Genomic DNA, 18,401 nt, shown 5'->3' on the forward strand with positions numbered 1-18,401 from the left:
TCCCCGCCTTCGCGGGGACACATGATGGTTGTCGGATGTCCCCTCCCCGGCACCACCCCGGCGAAGGCCGGGGCCCAATTGGGGGAAGTCGCTGAACGGAAAGCCGTCCTTCGTTATTCCCACCTTTCCAATTGGGCCCCGGCCTCCGCCGGGGTGGTTTAGGAGTTGTAGTAGCTCGCAACCTGCAACCCTATCGCCGCTAACCATGCGTATTTATTGACACGCGTGCGCCACAAACCCACTAGTCCGGCATGACAACTCCAGACTCGTCGCAAGTCTCGTCGCGCACCGTTATCCTGCCCTCCGACCTTGGCAGCTACATCGACGACCTCGCCGCCGCAGGGCATGGCGACGCCACCGCGATCGTCCGCACCGCGCTCGAACGGATGCGCGAGCGCGACGCCCCGCCAAGTCCTGCCGAAATCCTGATCGGCGGCGGCGAATGCGGGATGCTTGTCCGCCAGCGAGACTGGAGCGCGACCTCGCTCGGGCCGATCGACTCGTGGCCCGCCGAACTCCGCGTCACGCTCGCCAACATCCTCAACTCGCCGGTCGCCAAGGTCGTGATGTGGGGACCCGAGCACATCATGCTCTACAACGACAGCTATCGCGCCGTCGCGGGCGACCGCCACCCCGCCGCGCTCGGCAGCCCGGTCGCGACCGCGTTCCCCGAAGTGTGGGACTGGAACCGCGCCGTCCTCGATGCGGGCTTGCGCGGCGAGATCGTGGCGTACCGCGACCAGCCGATCCTGTTCCAGCGCCCCGACGGCCCCGAGACGCTGACGCTCGACCTGTTCTACACGCCCGTCTACTGCGCCAGTGGCCCCACTGCCAGCACCGTCGGCGGCGTCCTCTGCACGATGGTCGACAACACCGGCCGGGCCGAAGCCGAACACCGCCTCGCCGCCAGCGAGGCCGAACTGCGCCGCGTCACCGATGCGGTGCCGATGCTCATCTCGTATGTAGACCGCGACCACGTCTATCGTCTCGCCAACGCGCAATATGACGAATGGCTCGGGATCGACCCCGAGGCGATGATCGGCAAGCCGGTTCGCGAGGTCCTCGGCGAGGCAGCCTACGAAAACCGTCGCCCATCATTCGATCGTGCATTTGCCGGCGAGAGTTTCACCACCGAAGCGATCTTCCCCCATCTCGACGGCCGCCCGCGCCGGTCCGAATTCCGCTACGTGCCGCATGTCGCGGCGGATGGCTCGATCCCCGGCATCTACATTCTCGGCATCGATGTCGAGGAGCGTGCCGAACGCGAGGCCGCGGTCGGCATCAGCAACGGCCGTTTCCGCACCGCGATGGACGCGGTCCACGGCGTGCTCTGGACCAACAGCCCGGACGGCCGGATGATCGGCGAGCAGCCCGGCTGGGCCGCGCTCACCGGCCAGTCGATCGACGCCTATCAGAATTTCGGCTGGGCCGACGCGATCCACCCCGACGACGTTGCATCGACGATCAAGGCCTGGACCGCCGCTGTCCTCAGCAAGTCGATGTTCGTGTTCGAACACCGCGTCCGCCGCCACTGCGGCACATGGCGCACATTTGCGGTGCGCGGCCTGCCGATCCTCGACGATGCTGGCGAAGTGCTCGAATGGGTCGGCGTCCACACCGACATCACGCACCAGCGCGCCGCCGAAGCCGCGTTGCGCGAACAGGCGGAGGCGCTCGCCCGTCAGGTTCGCCACCGCGAACGCGCCGAGGATCAGCTCCGCCAGCTCAACGAGACGCTTGAGGCACGCGTCATCCGCGAAATCGATGAGCGTCGCCAGGCCGAAGCCAAGCTCGCCCAGTCGCAGAAGATGGAAACCGTCGGCAAGCTCACCGGCGGTGTCGCGCATGATTTCAACAACCTGCTTCAGGTTGTCTCGGGCAATCTCCAGCTGCTCGGCAAGAACCTCGCCGGCAACGCGCGTGCCGAGCGCTGGGTCGAGAATGCGATGGCCGGCGTGTCGCGCGGGTCGAAGCTGGCGGCGCAGTTGCTCGCGTTCGGCCGTCGCCAGGCGCTCGAGCCCAAGGTCGTCAACGTCACGCGGTTCGTGCGCGGGATGGACGATATGCTGCGCCGCGCGATCGGCGAAGGCATCGAGATCGAGACCGTGGTCGGCGGTGGCCTGTGGAACACCTTCATCGACCCCGCGCAGATCGAGAACGCGCTGCTCAACCTCGCGATCAACGCGCGCGACGCGATGGAGGGCCAGGGCAAGCTGACGATCGAGCTCGGCAACGCCCACCTCGACGACGCCTATGCGCTCGGTCACGACGAGGTCCAGGCGGGCCAGTACGTCATGCTCGCCGTCTCCGACACCGGCAGCGGCATGAGCCCCGAGATTATCGAAAAGGTGTTCGAGCCGTTCTTCTCGACCAAGAGCGAGGGCAAGGGTTCCGGTCTGGGCCTGTCGATGGTCTACGGCTTCGTCAAACAGTCCGGCGGCCATGTGAAGATCTATTCCGAGGTCGGCGAAGGCACCACGATCAAGCTGTACTTGCCGCGTGCCATGGAAGCCGAGGACGTCGAAGTCGTCGCGGACGCCAGCCCGATCTCCGGTGGCACCGAGACCGTGCTGGTGGTCGAGGACGACGACGAGGTCCGCGGCACCGTCGTCGAGCTGCTGACGGATCTCGGCTACAGCGTGCTAAAGGCGGTCGACGCAGCCAGCGCGCTCAACGTGGTCGAAAGCGGCGTGCCGATCGATATCCTGTTCACCGATGTCGTCATGCCCGGCACGCTGAAAAGCCCCGAACTCGCGCGGAAGGCGAAGGAACGCCTGCCCGATCTCGCGGTCCTGTTCACCTCGGGCTATACCGAGAACTCGATCGTCCACGGGGGCAAGCTCGACGCGGGGATCGACCTGTTGTCGAAGCCGTACACGCGCGAGGCGCTGGCACGGAAATTCCGTCAGGTGCTTGCCAACCGCCAACGTTCGGGAAGCCCTGCAGCCAAGGCCGCGCGCGACTCCCGGATCGACGCGGACCGCCGCCTCGACACGCCCGCCCGCCGCACCGTCCTGCTGGTCGAGGACGATGCGCTGATCCGCGCCAACACCGCCGAGATGTTGCAGGGCAGCGGCTTCGTCGTCGTCGATGCGGCCAGCGCGGAGGACGCGATGACGGCGCTCCAGACCGTGCCGATCGATGCGCTGGTGACCGACGTGAACCTGCCGGGCGTGTCCGGGCCGGATTTTGCACGTACCGCGCGGGCGTTGCGGCCGGGGGTGGGGATCGTCTTTGCGACCGGAGATACGGCTTCGGTTGCGGACGAAACCGATGCCATCATGCTGGAGAAGCCCTACGGCCTGGACGCGCTGGCAGCCGCGGTGCTGGCGTCGCTTGGTGAGCCGGCATCGGCGGATCAACTCACGGCGCCAGCCCCTTCCGACCGGGTGAGGGAAGCGGACTGACGCCTCTCTCGTCACCCGTAGACAAGCAGGCGTCGAACGTTCCTCGTCATTCCCGCGAAGGCGGGAACCCATATTGGCAGGCCAAGCTATATAATCGCGAAGGTTCGAGCATATGGGTCCCCGCCTCCGCGGGGATGACGAAGGTAGATGAGTGGTGCTCACCAGCCCTGCCGGTGTAATCTTCTTCACAAAGCGACATTGCGGTTTGCCACCCGGCAGACACCAACACCCGCCGGCACGCCGCATTTCGCGCAGAAACCCTGTCAACAACCGTACACGACGATCAACGCAGCAGCGAAGGATCGCCCGTGACCTACCAGACTCACATCGCCCAGTTGACCAACCTCATCGCCGACCAGAACGGCACGTGGGACGCGATCTCGCCCGAGTCCGTCGCGCGGATGCGGCTCCAGAACCGGTTCACCACCGGCCTCGACATCGCGCGCTACACTGCGGTGATCATGCGCAAGGACATGGCCGCCTACGACGCGGACCCGGCGCACTACACGCAGTCGCTCGGCTGCTGGCACGGGTTCATCGCGCAGCAGAAGATGATCAGCATCAAGAAGCATTTCGGCACCACCGACCGGCGCTACCTCTACCTCTCCGGTTGGATGGTCGCGGCGATGCGCAGCGAATTCGGCCCGCTGCCCGACCAGTCGATGCACGAGAAGACCAGCGTCCCCGCGCTGATCGAGGAACTCTACACCTTCCTCCGCCAGGCCGATGCGCGCGAGTTGGGCATGATGTTCCGCGACGTCGATGCCGCGCGCGCCGCCGGCAACGCGATCGAGGAACAGCGCCTGCTCAACGCGATCGAAAACCACCAGACGCACGTCGTGCCGATCATCGCCGACATCGACGCGGGCTTCGGCAATGCGGAGGCGACCTATCTGCTCGCGCGGAAGATGATCGAGGCGGGCGCCTGCGCGCTCCAGATCGAGAACCAGGTCAGCGACGAGAAGCAATGCGGCCACCAGGACGGCAAGGTCACCGTCCCGCACGAGGACTTCCTCGCGAAGGTCCGCGCCTGCCGCTACGCGTTCCTCGAACTCGGCGTCGAGGACGGCATCATTGTCACGCGCACCGACTCGCTCGGGGCCGGCCTTACCAAGCAGATCGCGGTCAGCAAGCAGCCGGGTGATCTCGGCGACCAGTATAACTCGTACCTCGATTGCGAGGAGATCGACCCGGCGACGGCGCAGAACGGCGACGTCATCCTCAACCGCGACGGCAAGCTGCTCCGCCCGAAGCGCCTGCCCTCCAACCTGTTCCAGTTCCGCGCCGGCACCGGCGAGGGCCGCTGCGTGATGGATTGCATCGCGTCGCTACAGAACGGCGCCGACCTGCTCTGGATCGAGACCGAGAAGCCGCACATCGAACAGATCGCCGGCATGGTCGACCGCATCCGCGAGGTCGTGCCGAACGCCAAGCTCGTCTACAATAACTCGCCGAGCTTCAACTGGACGCTGAACTTCCGCCAGCAGGTGTTCGACGCCTGGACGGCCGAGGGCAAGGACGTCTCCGCCTACGACCGCGCGCGCCTTATGAGTGTCGAGTACGACGGCACCGCGCTGGCCGACGAAGCCGACGAACGCATCCGCACCTTCCAGGCGGACTCGGCCAAGCGTGCGGGCATCTTCCACCACCTGATCACGCTGCCGACCTATCACACAGCCGCGCTCTCGACCGACAATCTTGCCAAGGAGTATTTCGGCGACGCCGGCATGCTTGGCTATGTGAAGGGCGTCCAGCGCAAGGAAATCCGCGAGGGCATCGCCTGCGTGAAGCACCAGAACATGTCCGGCTCGGACCTCGGCGACGACCACAAGGAGTATTTCGCGGGCGAGGCGGCGCTGAAGGCTGGGGGCGCGCATAATACGATGAACCAGTTCGCGGCGTGATGCCCAAGCCGGAGCGCAAGCTCCGGCGCGGACGCGGCATCACGCCCGGCCGGCGGGGCGAGCAGCCCTGTCCGACGACGCGGCTTAGCCGCGGCGCGCCTTCGCCCCCCTCCCATCACCCCGACTCATCTTCTAACAGATGAAGACCTTCCCCCCTCCCTTTCAGGGAGGGGCTTTAGACCACATAAAGCGTCTGGCACCCCGCCACATCCCCCGCTACGCACGCCGCCATGGACACCGATATCGCCATCGCCCGCAGCGTCGCGCTGCGCCCCATCGCCACCATTGCGGACGGCCTCGGCATCCCCGACGCGGCGATCGAGCCCTATGGCCGCTTCAAGGCGAAGATCGCGCTAGACTGGCTGGAAACCCGTAAATCAGCCGCAAAAGGCCGGCTGATCCTCGTCACCGCGATCAACCCGACTCCGGCGGGCGAAGGCAAGACCACCACCTCGATCGGCCTTGCCGACGCACTCCGCCATACCGGCCGCAAGGCCGTGCTGGCGCTCCGCGAACCCTCGCTCGGGCCGTGTTTCGGCACCAAGGGCGGAGCGACCGGTGGCGGCCGTTCACAGGTCGCGCCGATGGAGGACATCAACCTCCATTTCACCGGCGATTTCCACGCCATCACCGCCGCGCACAACCTGCTCGCGGCGATGATCGACAACCACATCCACTGGGGCAACGCGCTCCAGATCGACGTCCGCCGCGTGGTCTGGCGCCGCGTGCTCGACATGAACGACCGCGCGCTCCGCGATATCGTCCAGTCGATCGGTGGCGTCGCTAACGGTTATCCGCGCGAATCGGGCTTCGACATCACCGTCGCCTCCGAAGTGATGGCCATTCTGTGCTTGGCCAACGACCTTGCGGACATGGAACGCCGGCTCGGCGATATCGTCGTTGCCTACACGCGCGACCGCACGCCCGTTACCGCGCGCGACCTCAAGGCCGACGGCGCGATGGCGGTGCTGCTGGCGGAGGCAATCAAGCCCAACCTCGTCCAGTCGCTCGAAGGCACGCCCGCGTTCCTCCACGGCGGGCCGTTCGCCAACATCGCGCATGGTTGCAACTCGGTGATTGCGACGCGAGCCGCCCTATCGCTCGGCGATTACGTCGTCACCGAAGCCGGCTTCGGCGCGGACCTGGGCGCAGAGAAGTTCTTCGACATCAAGTGCCGCCAAGCGGGTCTCGCGCCCGACGCGGTCGTGATCGTCGCCACCGCGCGCGCGTTAAAGATGAACGGCGGCGTGGCCAAGGCCGACCTCGCGCACGAGAATGTCGAGGCGGTCCGCAAGGGCGCGGTCAACCTCGTCCGTCACATCGAGAACATCCGCCAGTTCGGCGTCCCCGCGATCGTCGCGATCAACCATTTCTACACCGACAGCGACGCGGAGATCACCGCGATCGTCGAGGCTGCGGCACAACACGGTTCGCGCGCGATCCTGTGCCGGCATTGGGCTGAGGGCGGCGCGGGCGCGGTCGAACTGGCCGACGCGGTCGCCGAGATCTGCGAGACGCATGGCGGCGGATTCGCACCGATCTATGGCGACGAACTGTCGCTGTTCGACAAGATCGATACCGTCGCGCGGCGGATCTACCGCGCGGAGCATGCCGTCGCCGAGCCGAGCGTGTTGGCGCAACTCAAGCGCTGGGAGGACGCGGGGTATGGGCATCTCCCCGTTTGCCTCGCCAAGACGCAGTATAGCTTCTCGACCGATCCCGCTCTGTTGGGCGCGCCGACCGGCCACATCGTGCCGGTCCGCGAAGTCCGCCTTGCGGCGGGTGCGGGGTTCGTCGTCGCGATCTGCGGCGAGATCATGACGATGCCGGGCCTGCCGCGCGTGCCCGCCGCAGAGGCGATCCACCTGAACGACGAAGGGCTGATCGAGGGACTGTTCTGAGGCGTTCTGTCCGCGCTCCTGACCCACGCCCGTCATCCTGACGAAAGTCAGGATCCAGAGCCACGAACGATGCGGACTGTTACTCTGGATTTTGACTTTCGTCAGGATGACGGATGGGGCGTATCAAACGTGGGTTAAGGTAAGCCCGTCCGCTCCGGTCACCACCACCACGCGGCGATAATCGACGATCGTAGGATGCGACGTCGCGACACCATGCGAGTGTGTGGCCGTAATCACGAGAACATCCGCCCCCGCCGCTTCGCCCGCGGCAATCCCGGCGGCGGCATCCTCGAACACCAGGCAATCAGCCGCCGCGACGCCCAGCCGCTCGGCCGCGACCAGGAAGCAGTCCGGCGCAGGTTTGCCGTTCGGAATGTCGTCGGCGGCGATCATGGTGGCAGGCATCGGCAGCCCGGCAGCCTTCAACCGCACCTCGGCGAGCGCGCGCGGGGCGGACGTCACGATCGTCCAGCGTTCAGGCGGCAGGCTGGCCAGGAACGCGGCCGCACCGGGGATTGGTTCGATGTCGCCGACGTCCAGCATCTCGGCCGCGGTGATCGCTGCGGCTTCGGCGACCGGGTCGACGCCGGGGAGGTTCAGCCGTCGGACCGTCTCTACGGATTGCACGCCGTGGATCGTCGGCACGAACGTCGCGGCGTCGAGGCCGTGTGCGATCGCCCATTTGGTCCAGGTGCGCTCGGCCGACGCAATCGAGGTGAGGATCGTGCCGTCCATATCGAACAGGAAGGCGGCGTAGCTGCGGGTGGGGAGAGTCATGCGAGTGCTCGTGAGGGGGTTTGGCGGGTTGGGCAAGGCGGTTTGGTTCGGCTCTCTGCACCACCCCGGCGAAGGCCGGGGCCCAATTGGCATGTCCGAGGTAACGGCGCGGCGCCCTTAATCAGAATCGTCCCCCACTTGGGCCCCGGCCTTTGCCGGGGTGGTCGTGGTTGTGGGTAGCGGTGCAGCCTCAATCGACCACCCAAAGAAAAGGCCGCTCCGGTTTCCCGAAGCGGCCTGTATTCCTGCACCAAGCCGAAGCTTAGATGTCGTCGCCGAGTGCGCCTTTGACGCTGCCCTTGACGTTCTGCGCAGTGCCCTTGGCCTGCTGCGCCTCGCCTTCGGCTACCAGCTTCTCGTTATCGGTCGCCTTGCCGACGGCTTCCTTGACGTTACCTGCAACCTTGTTGCCTGCTGCTGCAACCTTGTCGGTGAACTCGCCCATCAGAGCCTCCACTTGCTGTGCGAACCCGCCAACCGGGCCGCTTGAACTTGCAAAGGTATAACGGCCGTCTTTACCGTGGGTTCCGTGACGTTTGCGTCATGACCTATGTTTCAAATCAATCCCGCCAATGGGCTCGAAGGATCGGCATAACGACGCTGCCCCATCCGCCCGGCGCGGTAGGCGAGCCGCCCCGATTCGACAGCCGCCTTCATCGCGGCGGCCATCATCAGCGGGTCCTTCGCCTCGGCGATCGCGGTGTTCATGAGCACGCCATCGCAGCCCAGCTCCATCGCGACGGCCGCATCCGATGCGGTGCCGACGCCGGCATCGACCAGCACGGGCACCCCTGCCCCCTCGACGATCAGCCGGATCGTCACGCGGTTCTGGATGCCGAGCCCCGAGCCGATCGGCGCGCCCAGCGGCATGATCGCGACCGCGCCGGCATTCTCCAGCCGCTTGGTGGCGATCGGATCGTCGACGCAATAGACCATCGGCTTGAAGCCCTCGTTCGCCAGGATCTCGGTCGCGCGGAGCGTCTCGACCATGTCCGGATAGAGCGTCTTCGCCTCGCCGAGCACTTCGAGCTTCACCAGCTCCCAGCCGCCCGCCTCGCGCGCTAGTCGCAGCGTGCGAATCGCCGATTCGGCATCGAAGCAGCCGGCGGTGTTGGGGAGGTAGGTGATCTTCTTGGGGTCGATGAAGTCGGTCAGCATCGGCGCGTTACGATCGGACACGTTGACGCGGCGGACGGCGACGGTGACGATCTCCGCGCCCGACGCCTCGACCGCAGCGGCGTTCTGCGCGAAATCCTTGTACTTGCCGGTGCCGACGATCAGCCGCGACTTGAAGGTCTGGCCCGCGACGGTCCAGCTGTCCTCATGCCCATTATTCTCGTGGTCGCCACCACCGACGAAATGCACGATCTCGAGGTCGTCGCCGTCCTCTACCATCACGTCGGCCAGCGTCGAGCGCGGCACGACCTCCATGTTGCGTTCGACCGCGATCTTCTCAGGCACGAGGCCGAGTTCGGTAGCGAGCCCTGCAAGCGAGAGCCCGGCGGAGACGCGCTTGTGCTCGCCGTTGACGGTGATCGAGACGGTGCCATCGGCATGGGGCATGGGTGTGTGATCCACTATATAGCGACGGCGCGGCTCGACTTGTCGCGAGACGGGCCTGTAAGGAATGGCGTGACGCGCATATAGAGACCGCTCCGCAGCACCCGCAACCGACCCGTAACCGAAAGGCCGCCCTTGCCCGATACGATATTCGTCCTGAACGGCCCCAACCTCAACCTGCTGGGAACGCGCGAGCCGGAAATCTATGGCGACGAGACGCTCGACGATATCGCCGGGATGCTGGAGGACCGCGCTCGCGAGCTCGACCTGGAGATCGACATGCGCCAGTCGAATCACGAGGGGCACCTCGTCGACTGGATCCAGGAGGCGCAGGCGCGCGGCGCGAAGGCCGTGATCCTAAACGCGGGTGCGTTCACGCATACCTCGGTCGCGGTGCACGACGCGATCAAGGGCGTGAAGACGCCGGTGATCGAAGTGCATCTTTCCAATCCCCACAAGCGTGAATCGTTCAGGCATGTGAGCCTGGTCGGCCAGGCGGCGAAGGGCACGATCGCGGGTTTCGGCGCGCTTTCGTACCTGCTCGCGCTTGAAGCCGTCGCACGGTTCTGACAGGAGGCCCCGCCATGAACGATACACCAGAAACAACAGGCGCGATGCAGGTCGATGTGACCCTGGTGCGCCAGCTCGCCGAACTGCTCGACACCACGCAGCTGACCGAGATCGAGGTCGAGGACGGCTCGCGCCGGATTCGCGTCGCGCGGAAAGCCGCGCAGGCCGCACCCGTCGCGCATTACGCGCCGGCGCCCGCTCCGGCCCCCGTCTCGGCGCCATTGTCGATCCCGCAGGCCGAGGTCGGCGCGTCGGCTCCGGCGATCAGTGCGAGTGCGGTCAAGTCGCCGATGGTCGGCACGGTCTATCTCGCTGCCAACCCCGAAGCGAAGCCGTTCTCGACGGTCGGCCAGAAGGTAGCGGCGGGCGACACGTTGCTGATCATCGAGGCTATGAAGGTCATGAACACGATCGTCGCGCCGTCGGCCGGCACGGTGACCGCGATTCTGGTCGAGAACGGCCAGCCGGTCGAGTTCGACCAGCCGCTGGTCGTGGTGGAATAATGCCGCAAATCAAGAAGCTGCTCATTGCGAATCGCGGCGAGATCGCGCTGCGGATCCACCGTGCCTGCCATGAGATGGGCATCAAGACGGTGGCCGTGCACTCGACCGCCGACGCCGACGCGATGCACGTCCGGCTCGCCGACGAGGCGATCTGTATCGGACCGCCGTCAGCCGTGGACAGCTATCTGAACATCCCGAACATCATCTCGGCCGCCGAAATTTCGGGCGCGGACGCGATCCATCCGGGCTACGGCTTCCTCAGCGAGAATGCGCAGTTTGCCGAGATCGTCGAGTTGCACAACATCCTGTTCGTCGGGCCCAAGCCCGAGCACATCCGGACGATGGGCGACAAGGTCCAGGCGAAGCGCACCGCGGGCGCTCTCGGGCTGCCGCTCGTCCCCGGTTCGGACGGTGCGATCAGCGACATCGCCGAGGCCAAGCGGATCGCGGAAGACATCGGCTATCCGGTGATCATCAAGGCGGCGTCCGGCGGCGGTGGTCGCGGGATGAAGGTCGTCAACGATCCCGACGATCTCGAAACGCAGATGCAGCAGGCCGGCAGCGAGGCGAAGGCTGCGTTCGGTGACGCCACCGTCTACATGGAAAAATACCTCGGCAACCCGCGGCATATCGAATTCCAGATCTTCGGCGACGGTGAGGGTAACGCGATCCACTTGGGCGAGCGCGACTGCTCGCTCCAGCGCCGCCACCAGAAGGTGCTCGAGGAAGCGCCCTCGCCGATCATCACCGCTGAAGAGCGCGAGCGGATGGGCGGGATCGTCGCCAAGGCGATGGCCGACATGGGCTATCGCGGCGCGGGGACGATCGAGTTCCTGTGGGAAGCGGGCGAGTTCTACTTCATCGAGATGAACACCCGGCTCCAGGTCGAGCATCCGGTGACCGAGATGATCACCGGGCTGGACCTGGTGCGCGAGCAGATCCGCGTGGCCGAGGGGCATCCGCTGACGCTCCGCCAGGAAGACGTTCAGTTCCGCGGCCATGCGATCGAATGCCGCATCAACGCCGAGGACCCGCGCACGTTCGCGCCGTCGCCGGGGCTGGTGAAGGTGTATCACGCACCGGGCGGGATGCACGTCCGCGTCGATAGCGGGCTGTATGCGGGCTATCGCGTGCCGCCTTACTACGACTCGATGATCGCCAAGCTGATCGTCTACGGGACGACTCGGCAGGGTGCGCTGCGCCGGTTGCGACGCGCGCTCGAGGAGATGGTGATCGAGGGCGTCACGACAACGATCCCGCTGCACCGTGCGCTGCTCGACGATCCCGAGTTCCAGGAAGGCGCGTACACGATCAAGTGGCTGGAAGAGTGGTTGGCCAAACAGGGGGCGTAGGAACGATGTCGCGGTGGATGTTGCTTGCCGTTCCGGTCCTGCTGGCTGCGGGACCGGCATCCCCCGATCCGGTCAAAGGATTGGCCGGGCGCTATTACGCCCAGTTTGCCGACGGCACGGTGACCGGCGAAAAATACACGGGCGAGAATGTCGTCGAGATCGTGCCCGTAGCTGCGAACGCAGCCTATGTCCGCGCGCATCTCGATTTCTTCAACGGTCATCAGTGCGACATCGCTGGCATCGCGACGTCCCGCGGGGCGACACTCGTCTATCGCGACCTCGAAACGCCGTTACCCGGAGAACCGGCGTGCGTGCTTACCGTCTCGCATGCCGGGTCTTCGCTCAAGCTCGATGACGGCAATCGGGGGTGCAGCACCTATTGCGGCGCGCGGGGAAGCTTGACGAACATGAGCGTGCCGTTCGCGAGCCGCCGCCCGATCCGGTACATGCCGCGTCTCAAGGCATCCGAGCAATATCGGCGTGCTATGACGGAATGGCGGACGCGGAAGCCGACATCGTGAAGGCGACGATCTACCACAACCCGCGCTGCTCGAAGTCCCGCGAGGCGCTTGCGCTGCTGCAAGAGGCAGGAGCGGACGTCACGATCGTCGAATACCTCAAGACCCCGCCCTCCCGCGCGGAACTCGTCCGCCTTTACGACCGAGCCGGCATGACGCCGCGGCAGGGCCTTCGTATGGCCGAGGACGGCGCGAAGGCGGTCAAGCATGGCGACGCCGAGGCGATCCTCGATGCGATGATGATCGATCCGCTGCTGATCGAACGCCCGCTGGTCGAGACCGACAAGGGCGTCCGGCTCGGCCGCCCGATCGCGCGGCTGCACGAAATCCTGTGATCGGCTCCCCTGCCCTTACATTGCGCACGCACTCCCTGAGTGCCGCAATTTCGGGCAGTGAAATCAACGATATTCCGCGGTTGCCCGAGGGCGCCGCGGCTGGCACGCTTGGTGCAAGGCGCCCTTCAGGGCGTACAGCTCGTCCGAAAGGGCGGGGGTTTCAACAATCGGGGGCGTACCTGTGAAAAAGATCGAAGCCATCATCAAGCCGTTCAAGCTGGATGAGGTGAAGGAAGCGCTGCACGAGATCGGCGTGAGCGGCATCACCGTGACCGAGGCCAAGGGTTTCGGCCGGCAGAAGGGCCACACCGAGCTGTACCGCGGCGCGGAATATGTCGTCGACTTCCTGCCCAAGGTGAAGCTTGAGGTCGTCGTCGAGGACGGGCTCGCGCAACGCGTCGTCGAGGCGATCGCTGCGGCTGCACAGACCGGCCGGATCGGCGATGGCAAGATCTTCGTCATCCCGGTCGAGAGCGCGCTTCGCATCCGCACCGGCGAGCGCGACGACGACGCAATCTAGTTCTTAGCCACGCATATTGCGTTGACGACGAGTGACGACATCGTCATTTGACGCGACGCAACATTGTGTGGAAATCCCGTTCCATACCGCAATTAGATTCCCCGCATGATGCGGCGGAAATCTCAAAACGAAGGGCAAGCATCATGGCGAATTCGGCCTCCGACGTTCTCAATATGATCAAGGACCAGGAGATCGAGTGGGTCGATCTGCGGTTCACCGATCCCAAGGGCAAGTGGCAGCATCTGACGATGGTCGCGAGCCTGATCGGCGAAGACGAGCTGACCGACGGCCTGATGTTCGACGGCTCGTCGATCGAGGGCTGGAAGGCGATCAACGAGAGCGACATGACGCTCAAGCCCGATCTTGATGCGGTCTATGTCGATCCGTTCTCGGCGACGCCGATGATGATCCTGATCTGCGACATCAGCGATCCGTCGACGGGTGAACTGTACGCACGCGATCCGCGCTCGACCGCCAAGCGCGCCGAGGCGTATCTGCTGACCACCGGCGTCGGCGACACCGTGTATGTCGGCCCCGAAGCCGAATTCTTCATGTTCGACGACGTCCGCTTCGAGAACAGCTATTCGACGAGCTACTATAAGATCGACGACATCGAGTTGCCGGGCAATTCGGGGCGCGAATATGAGGGCGGCAACCTTGGCCACCGTCCGCGCGCCAAGGGCGGCTATTTCCCGGTCGCGCCGGTCGACAGCGCCGTCGACATCCGCGGCGAGATGGTCTCGACGATGATCGAGATGGGCCTGCCCTGCGACAAGCATCACCACGAAGTCGCGGCCGCACAGCATGAGCTGGGCCTGACCTTCGGCACGCTGACGCAGACCGCGGATCGCATGCAGATCTACAAGTACGTCGTCCATCAGGTCGCGCATGCGTACGGCAAGACCGCGACGTTCATGCCGAAGCCGATCAAGGAGGACAACGGCTCGGGGATGCACACGCATTTCTCGATCTGGGAAGGCAAGACCCCGCTGTTCGCCGGCAATGGCTATGCGGGCCTCAGCGACATGTGCCTGTATTTCATCGGCGGCATCATCAAGCACGCCAAGGCGGTCAACGCGTTCACCAACCCGTCGACCAACAGCTACAAGCGCCTCGTCCCCGGTTACGAAGCCCCGGTGCTGCTCGCTTATTCGGCACGTAACCGCTCGGCATCGTGCCGCATTCCGTACGGCACCGGCCCCAAGGCGAAGCGCGTCGAAGTGCGCTTCCCCGACGCGCTGGCCAATCCGTATCTCGCTTATGCGGCGCTGATGATGGCCGGCATGGACGGCATCCTCAACAAGGTCCATCCGGGCGAAGCGATGGACAAGAACCTGTACGACCTGCCGCCGGCAGAGCTCGCCCAGGTCCCGACCGTCGCAGGTTCGCTCCGCGAGGCGCTCGAATGCCTGCTGGCGGATCACGACTTCCTGCTGAAGGGCGACGTGTTCTCGAAGGACCAGATCGAGAGCTATGTCGAGATCAAGTACGCCGAGGTTGCGCGTTGGGAGATGACGCCCAGCCCTGTTGAGTATGATATGTACTACAGCGGGTGAGGCGCACGGCGCACGCGGGCAGCGCAAGCTGACCGCGAGACGCCGAAGCCCGGCCGGCGTCGCGAACCGCGACGACCGACGGCGTGGCTTTGCCACGTCGCTGAATGGGAAGAGGGCGCGCGGAGCAATCCGGGCGCCCTTTTTCTGTCAGGCCAAACGAGATCCCTTCTCTTCGTCCTGGCAAGTTCAGATGGGAGGGAGATCGGAACAGCGTCCCCTTCCGTCATTCCCGCGGAGGCGGGAACCCATACAGGCTGGCCGTGCGATCGACTTGCGGGCGGTCGAGTTTATGGATCCCCGCCTGCGCGGGGATGACGATGGGGGATGGGGTCGAATGCGTCCGCGCCAAGATTGTTTCCCCGCGAAGGCGGGGATCCAGTCTGGGCTCCCGCCTTCGCGGGAGAACAAGAAGGAGTAGCTTCGGTTAACTTCGCTCGCTGGGTTCAATTGATCGACTGCTTCCGCAACCCATATCCCAATCGCAACGCACCGCCCCCAAAACCCAAGGAACACCCGTGACCGAAGACAGCGGCAACAGCGCCGGACGCGCGATCCCGAGCGGCCGCCTCGCCCGTCTCGGCGTCTTCGGCAAACTCGCGGGCGGTGTCGCCGGCGGAGTCGTGGCCGAAGGCGCCCGCCGCCTCGCCAACGGCGAACGGCCCAAGATCGGCGACCTTCTCCTGACCCCCGCCAACGCCACGCGCGTCGCCGACCAGCTCTCCCACCTCCGCGGCGCCGCGATGAAGCTGGGCCAGATGATCTCGATGGACGCGGGCGACATGCTCCCGCCCGAACTCGCGACCATCCTTGCGCGCCTGCGCAACAATGCGAACCACATGCCGCCGCAGCAGCTCGATCGCGTGCTGGCCGCCGAATGGGGCAAGGACTGGCGCCGCCGCTTCGCGCATTTCCAGGCGCACCCCGTCGCCGCCGCCTCGATCGGCCAAGTCCACCGCGCGCGCCTGCCCGACGGCACGGAACTGGCGATCAAGGTCCAGTATCCCGGCGTCAAGGAGAGCATCGACGCCGACGTCGACAACGTCGCGACGCTGCTCCGCGTATCGGGCATGCTCCCCAAATCGCTCGACATCGCGCCGTTGCTCGACGAGGCGAAGAAGCAGCTCCACGAGGAGGCCGATTACCTCCGCGAGGCGCAGATGCTGGCGCGCTACGGCGAGTTGCTTGCCGACCAGTCGCAGTTCGTCGTGCCCGCGCTCTATTCCGAGCTCACCACGCCCCGCGTTCTCGCGATGAGCTTCGTCACCGGCGTGCCCGTCGAGACGCTGGAGACCGCGCCGCAGGATGTCCGCGACCGCGTGATGCACGACCTGATTTCGCTCGTGCTGCGCGAACTGTTCGACTGGCGGCTGATGCAGACCGATCCGAACTTTGCCAACTATCGCTGGCAGCCCGAGACGGAAAAGCTCGCCCTGCTCGATTTCGGCGCCGCCCGCCCCCTTCCTGCCGAAACCGGCGAAGGCTATCGCCGCTTGCTTACGGCAGCTCTGGCCGGCGACCGCGACGCAGTCCGCGAAGCCGCGATCGCCGCGGGTTTCCTCGGCGAGGCGGCGGTGCTCCAGCACCGCGCGTTGGTCGACCGCATGATCGACGTCATCCTCGTCGAACTCGCCAAGCCCGGCCCGTTCGACTTCGGCGACCGTGCGTTCGTCGGCGTGCTCCGCGAACAGGGCACCGAGATCGCGCGCGACCGCGATACCTGGCACCTGCCGCCGATCGACACGCTGTTCGTCCAGCGCAAGATCAGCGGCACCGCGCTGCTCGCCGCCCGCCTCAAGGCCCGAGTCGACGTCCGCGCGTTGATCCGGCATTCCTTTGGCGAAGCAACGCTCTAGGCCGCCACCGATCCTCCCGTATAAGGTGGGGATGACCAGTCCGACTGCCCCCGTGCCACTCAAGACCATCGTCATCGTCGGCGGCGGCACCGCGGGCTGGATCGCCGCCGCAATGCTCGCGCGGTTCGTGCCCCGCACGACGAAGATCAGTCTGGTCGAATCCGACGCGATCGGCACCGTCGGCGTCGGCGAGGCGACGATCCCGCAAATCCGCCTGCTCACCGCCGCGCTAGGCATCGACGAGAATGCGATGCTCGCCGCCACGCACGGCACGTTCAAGCTCGGCATCGAGTTCGTCGACTGGACCGGCCGCGGCAGCCGCTACATGCACGCGTTCGGCGCGGTCGGGCGCGGCCTGGGCGTCGTCCCGTTCCATCATCACTGGTTGCGCGCGCAAGCGTCCGGGACCGCAGCACCGCTCGGCGACTATATCGCCAGCGCGCGGGCGGCGGCGGACGCGCGGTTCGATCGCCATCCGGACCTAGCCTACGCCTATCACTTCGACGCAACATTGCTGGCGCGCTGGCTGCGCGGCCTGGCCGAAGCTAGCGGCGTCGACCGGATCGAAGGGCGGATCGTCACCGCACAGCGCGATGGCGAGACCGGGGACCTGACCGGCGTCACGCTGGACGACGGCCGCGCAGTCGAGGGCGACTTCTTCCTCGATTGCTCAGGGTTCCGATCGCTCCTGCTTGGCGAGGCGCTTGGCGTCGCGTTCGAGGACTGGTCGCACTGGCTGCCCTGCGACCGCGCGATGGCGGTGGCCTGCGAAGTGACCACGCCGCTGCTCCCCTACACGCGTGCGACCGCACGGCCGGTCGGCTGGCAGTGGCGGATTCCGCTCCAGCACCGCACCGGCAATGGCCTGGTCTACGCTGCCGCGCATCTGTCCGACGACGAGGCGGCGGCACGGCTGCTGGCCAACCTCGACGGCCCGGCGATCGGCGATCCCCGCCCGTTGCGCTTCGCCACCGGCAAGCGCGCGACCTTCTGGGAGCGCAACGTCGTCGCGCTGGGCCTCGCCTCGGGGTTCATGGAGCCGCTCGAATCGACCAGCATCCACATGGTGCAGTCCGCGGTGGCGCGGCTGTTGTCGCTGTTCCCGTCGGCCGGCGACAACGCCGCCGCGCGCGCTGCGTACAACCGCCAGACGCATATCGAATATGACACCGTCCGCGACTTCCTGATCCTCCACTACCACGCCAATCGCCGCCCGGAGCCGTTCTGGCAGCGGTGCCGCGACATGGCGCTGCCCGACCGGCTGGCCGAGAAGATCGCGCAGTTCCGCGCCGCCGCGATCCTGACGCCGGACGTCGCGGATTTGTTCACCGAACCGGCCTGGCTCCAGGTCATGATCGGTCAGGGCATAAATCCCGTCACGTGGTCGCCACTCGCCGAGGCGCTGTCCCCAGACCAGCTGGCCGGGTTCCTCGCCGACATCCGGGACCGACATGCCGCTACGGCCCGCGCGCTTCCAGCACATGCCGACACCGTCGCGCGTCACTGCATGGCGAAACGCTAGCACGCGACTTTCTGCTCGCCGCATCGCAACATTAAGCCAGCATTAAAAGTGCCCTACACGCGATTCTTAAATCCGTAACCGGCGCGCCACGACTGCCCCTTATCGCGCCCATCAAGGCAAAGG

At 65.9% G+C, this 18,401-nt stretch carries 15 protein-coding genes; 12 read left to right on the forward strand and 3 right to left on the reverse strand.

Going from position 1 to position 18,401, the window contains the following annotated elements:
* The first annotated feature begins 251 nt into the window (after positions 1 to 251).
* The 3 genes from C8J44_RS06930 (at position 252) to C8J44_RS06940 (ending at position 7,212) form a co-directional block, all read left to right on the forward strand.
* Positions 252 to 3,407, forward strand: coding sequence for a response regulator (locus C8J44_RS06930; protein ID WP_121903957.1), 3,156 nt, complete (start codon positions 252 to 254; stop codon positions 3,405 to 3,407).
* A gap of 308 nt (positions 3,408 to 3,715) precedes the next feature.
* Complete coding sequence (locus tag C8J44_RS06935) at positions 3,716 to 5,311, forward strand: isocitrate lyase (protein WP_121903958.1); 1,596 nt, start codon at positions 3,716 to 3,718, stop codon at positions 5,309 to 5,311.
* A gap of 230 nt (positions 5,312 to 5,541) precedes the next feature.
* Positions 5,542 to 7,212, forward strand: a complete 1,671-nt coding sequence (locus tag C8J44_RS06940) for a formate--tetrahydrofolate ligase (RefSeq protein WP_121903959.1) — start codon at positions 5,542 to 5,544, stop codon at positions 7,210 to 7,212.
* 123 nt (positions 7,213 to 7,335) lie between these two features.
* Here C8J44_RS06940 and C8J44_RS06945 read toward each other — a convergent pair whose 3' ends face one another.
* From C8J44_RS06945 to thiS, 3 genes are all read right to left on the reverse strand, one after another.
* Positions 7,336 to 7,989, reverse strand: coding sequence for an HAD-IA family hydrolase (locus tag C8J44_RS06945; protein WP_121903960.1), 654 nt, complete (start codon positions 7,987 to 7,989; stop codon positions 7,336 to 7,338).
* Positions 7,990 to 8,251: 262 nt separating this feature from the next.
* On the reverse strand, positions 8,252 to 8,434 hold the full coding sequence (locus tag C8J44_RS06950; RefSeq protein WP_056050734.1) for a CsbD family protein: 183 nt from the start codon (positions 8,432 to 8,434) through the stop codon (positions 8,252 to 8,254).
* A gap of 110 nt (positions 8,435 to 8,544) precedes the next feature.
* On the reverse strand, positions 8,545 to 9,552 hold the full coding sequence (gene thiS, locus C8J44_RS06955) for a sulfur carrier protein ThiS (protein ID WP_121903961.1): 1,008 nt from the start codon (positions 9,550 to 9,552) through the stop codon (positions 8,545 to 8,547).
* A 132-nt stretch (positions 9,553 to 9,684) separates the two neighbouring features.
* On the opposite strand from thiS, the gene aroQ reads away from it, so the two are divergent.
* From aroQ to C8J44_RS07005, 9 genes are all read left to right on the forward strand, one after another.
* Positions 9,685 to 10,119 carry a type II 3-dehydroquinate dehydratase gene (gene aroQ / locus C8J44_RS06960; protein ID WP_056062978.1) on the forward strand — a complete coding sequence of 145 codons (435 nt, stop codon included), beginning with the start codon at positions 9,685 to 9,687 and terminating at the stop codon, positions 10,117 to 10,119.
* 14 nt (positions 10,120 to 10,133) lie between these two features.
* Positions 10,134 to 10,622: an acetyl-CoA carboxylase biotin carboxyl carrier protein gene (gene accB / locus C8J44_RS06965; protein ID WP_121903962.1), complete on the forward strand. Its 489-nt coding sequence runs from the start codon at positions 10,134 to 10,136 to the stop codon at positions 10,620 to 10,622.
* Positions 10,622 to 11,974 carry an acetyl-CoA carboxylase biotin carboxylase subunit gene (gene accC / locus C8J44_RS06970; protein ID WP_121903963.1) on the forward strand — a complete coding sequence of 451 codons (1,353 nt, stop codon included), beginning with the start codon at positions 10,622 to 10,624 and terminating at the stop codon, positions 11,972 to 11,974. Before accB ends, accC begins: the two co-directional genes overlap by 1 nt.
* A 17-nt stretch (positions 11,975 to 11,991) precedes the next feature.
* Complete coding sequence (locus tag C8J44_RS06975) at positions 11,992 to 12,495, forward strand: hypothetical protein (protein WP_183128733.1); 504 nt, start codon at positions 11,992 to 11,994, stop codon at positions 12,493 to 12,495.
* Positions 12,492 to 12,827, forward strand: a complete 336-nt coding sequence (locus tag C8J44_RS06980; protein WP_056052772.1) for an arsenate reductase family protein — start codon at positions 12,492 to 12,494, stop codon at positions 12,825 to 12,827. Before C8J44_RS06975 ends, C8J44_RS06980 begins: the two co-directional genes overlap by 4 nt.
* Positions 12,828 to 13,008: 181 nt before the next feature.
* Entirely contained in the window at positions 13,009 to 13,347 is a 339-nt protein-coding gene (locus C8J44_RS06985) for a P-II family nitrogen regulator (protein ID WP_055875939.1), read from the forward strand.
* Between the two features lie 143 nt (positions 13,348 to 13,490).
* Complete coding sequence (gene glnA / locus C8J44_RS06990; protein WP_121903965.1) at positions 13,491 to 14,903, forward strand: type I glutamate--ammonia ligase; 1,413 nt, start codon at positions 13,491 to 13,493, stop codon at positions 14,901 to 14,903.
* 515 nt (positions 14,904 to 15,418) lie between these two features.
* Complete coding sequence (locus tag C8J44_RS07000; protein ID WP_121903967.1) at positions 15,419 to 16,756, forward strand: AarF/ABC1/UbiB kinase family protein; 1,338 nt, start codon at positions 15,419 to 15,421, stop codon at positions 16,754 to 16,756.
* Positions 16,757 to 16,787: 31 nt separating this feature from the next.
* Positions 16,788 to 18,278 carry a tryptophan halogenase family protein gene (locus C8J44_RS07005; RefSeq protein ID WP_121903968.1) on the forward strand — a complete coding sequence of 497 codons (1,491 nt, stop codon included), beginning with the start codon at positions 16,788 to 16,790 and terminating at the stop codon, positions 18,276 to 18,278.
* The last annotated feature ends 123 nt before the right edge of the window (positions 18,279 to 18,401 follow it).

It is taken from the genome of Sphingomonas sp. PP-CE-3A-406 (genome assembly GCF_003688625.1).
In the GTDB taxonomy this organism is placed as follows: Bacteria; Pseudomonadota; Alphaproteobacteria; order Sphingomonadales; family Sphingomonadaceae; genus Sphingomonas.

Excerpts from the sequence above, each read along its gene's own strand:
- accC (WP_121903963.1), top strand. The coding sequence starts at position 10,622 with ATGCCGCAAATCAAGAAGCTGCTCATTGCGAATCGCGGCGAGATCGCG.
- C8J44_RS06975 (WP_183128733.1), top strand. The coding sequence starts at position 11,992 with ATGTTGCTTGCCGTTCCGGTCCTGCTGGCTGCGGGACCGGCATCCCCC.
- glnA (WP_121903965.1), top strand. The coding sequence starts at position 13,491 with ATGGCGAATTCGGCCTCCGACGTTCTCAATATGATCAAGGACCAGGAG.
- thiS (WP_121903961.1), bottom strand. The coding sequence starts at position 9,552 with ATGCCCCATGCCGATGGCACCGTCTCGATCACCGTCAACGGCGAGCAC.
- C8J44_RS06945 (WP_121903960.1), bottom strand. The coding sequence starts at position 7,989 with ATGACTCTCCCCACCCGCAGCTACGCCGCCTTCCTGTTCGATATGGAC.
- C8J44_RS06940 (WP_121903959.1), top strand. The coding sequence starts at position 5,542 with ATGGACACCGATATCGCCATCGCCCGCAGCGTCGCGCTGCGCCCCATC.
- C8J44_RS06930 (WP_121903957.1), top strand. The coding sequence starts at position 252 with ATGACAACTCCAGACTCGTCGCAAGTCTCGTCGCGCACCGTTATCCTG.
- C8J44_RS07005 (WP_121903968.1), top strand. The coding sequence starts at position 16,788 with ATGACCAGTCCGACTGCCCCCGTGCCACTCAAGACCATCGTCATCGTC.
- C8J44_RS06950 (WP_056050734.1), bottom strand. The coding sequence starts at position 8,434 with ATGGGCGAGTTCACCGACAAGGTTGCAGCAGCAGGCAACAAGGTTGCA.
- accB (WP_121903962.1), top strand. The coding sequence starts at position 10,134 with ATGAACGATACACCAGAAACAACAGGCGCGATGCAGGTCGATGTGACC.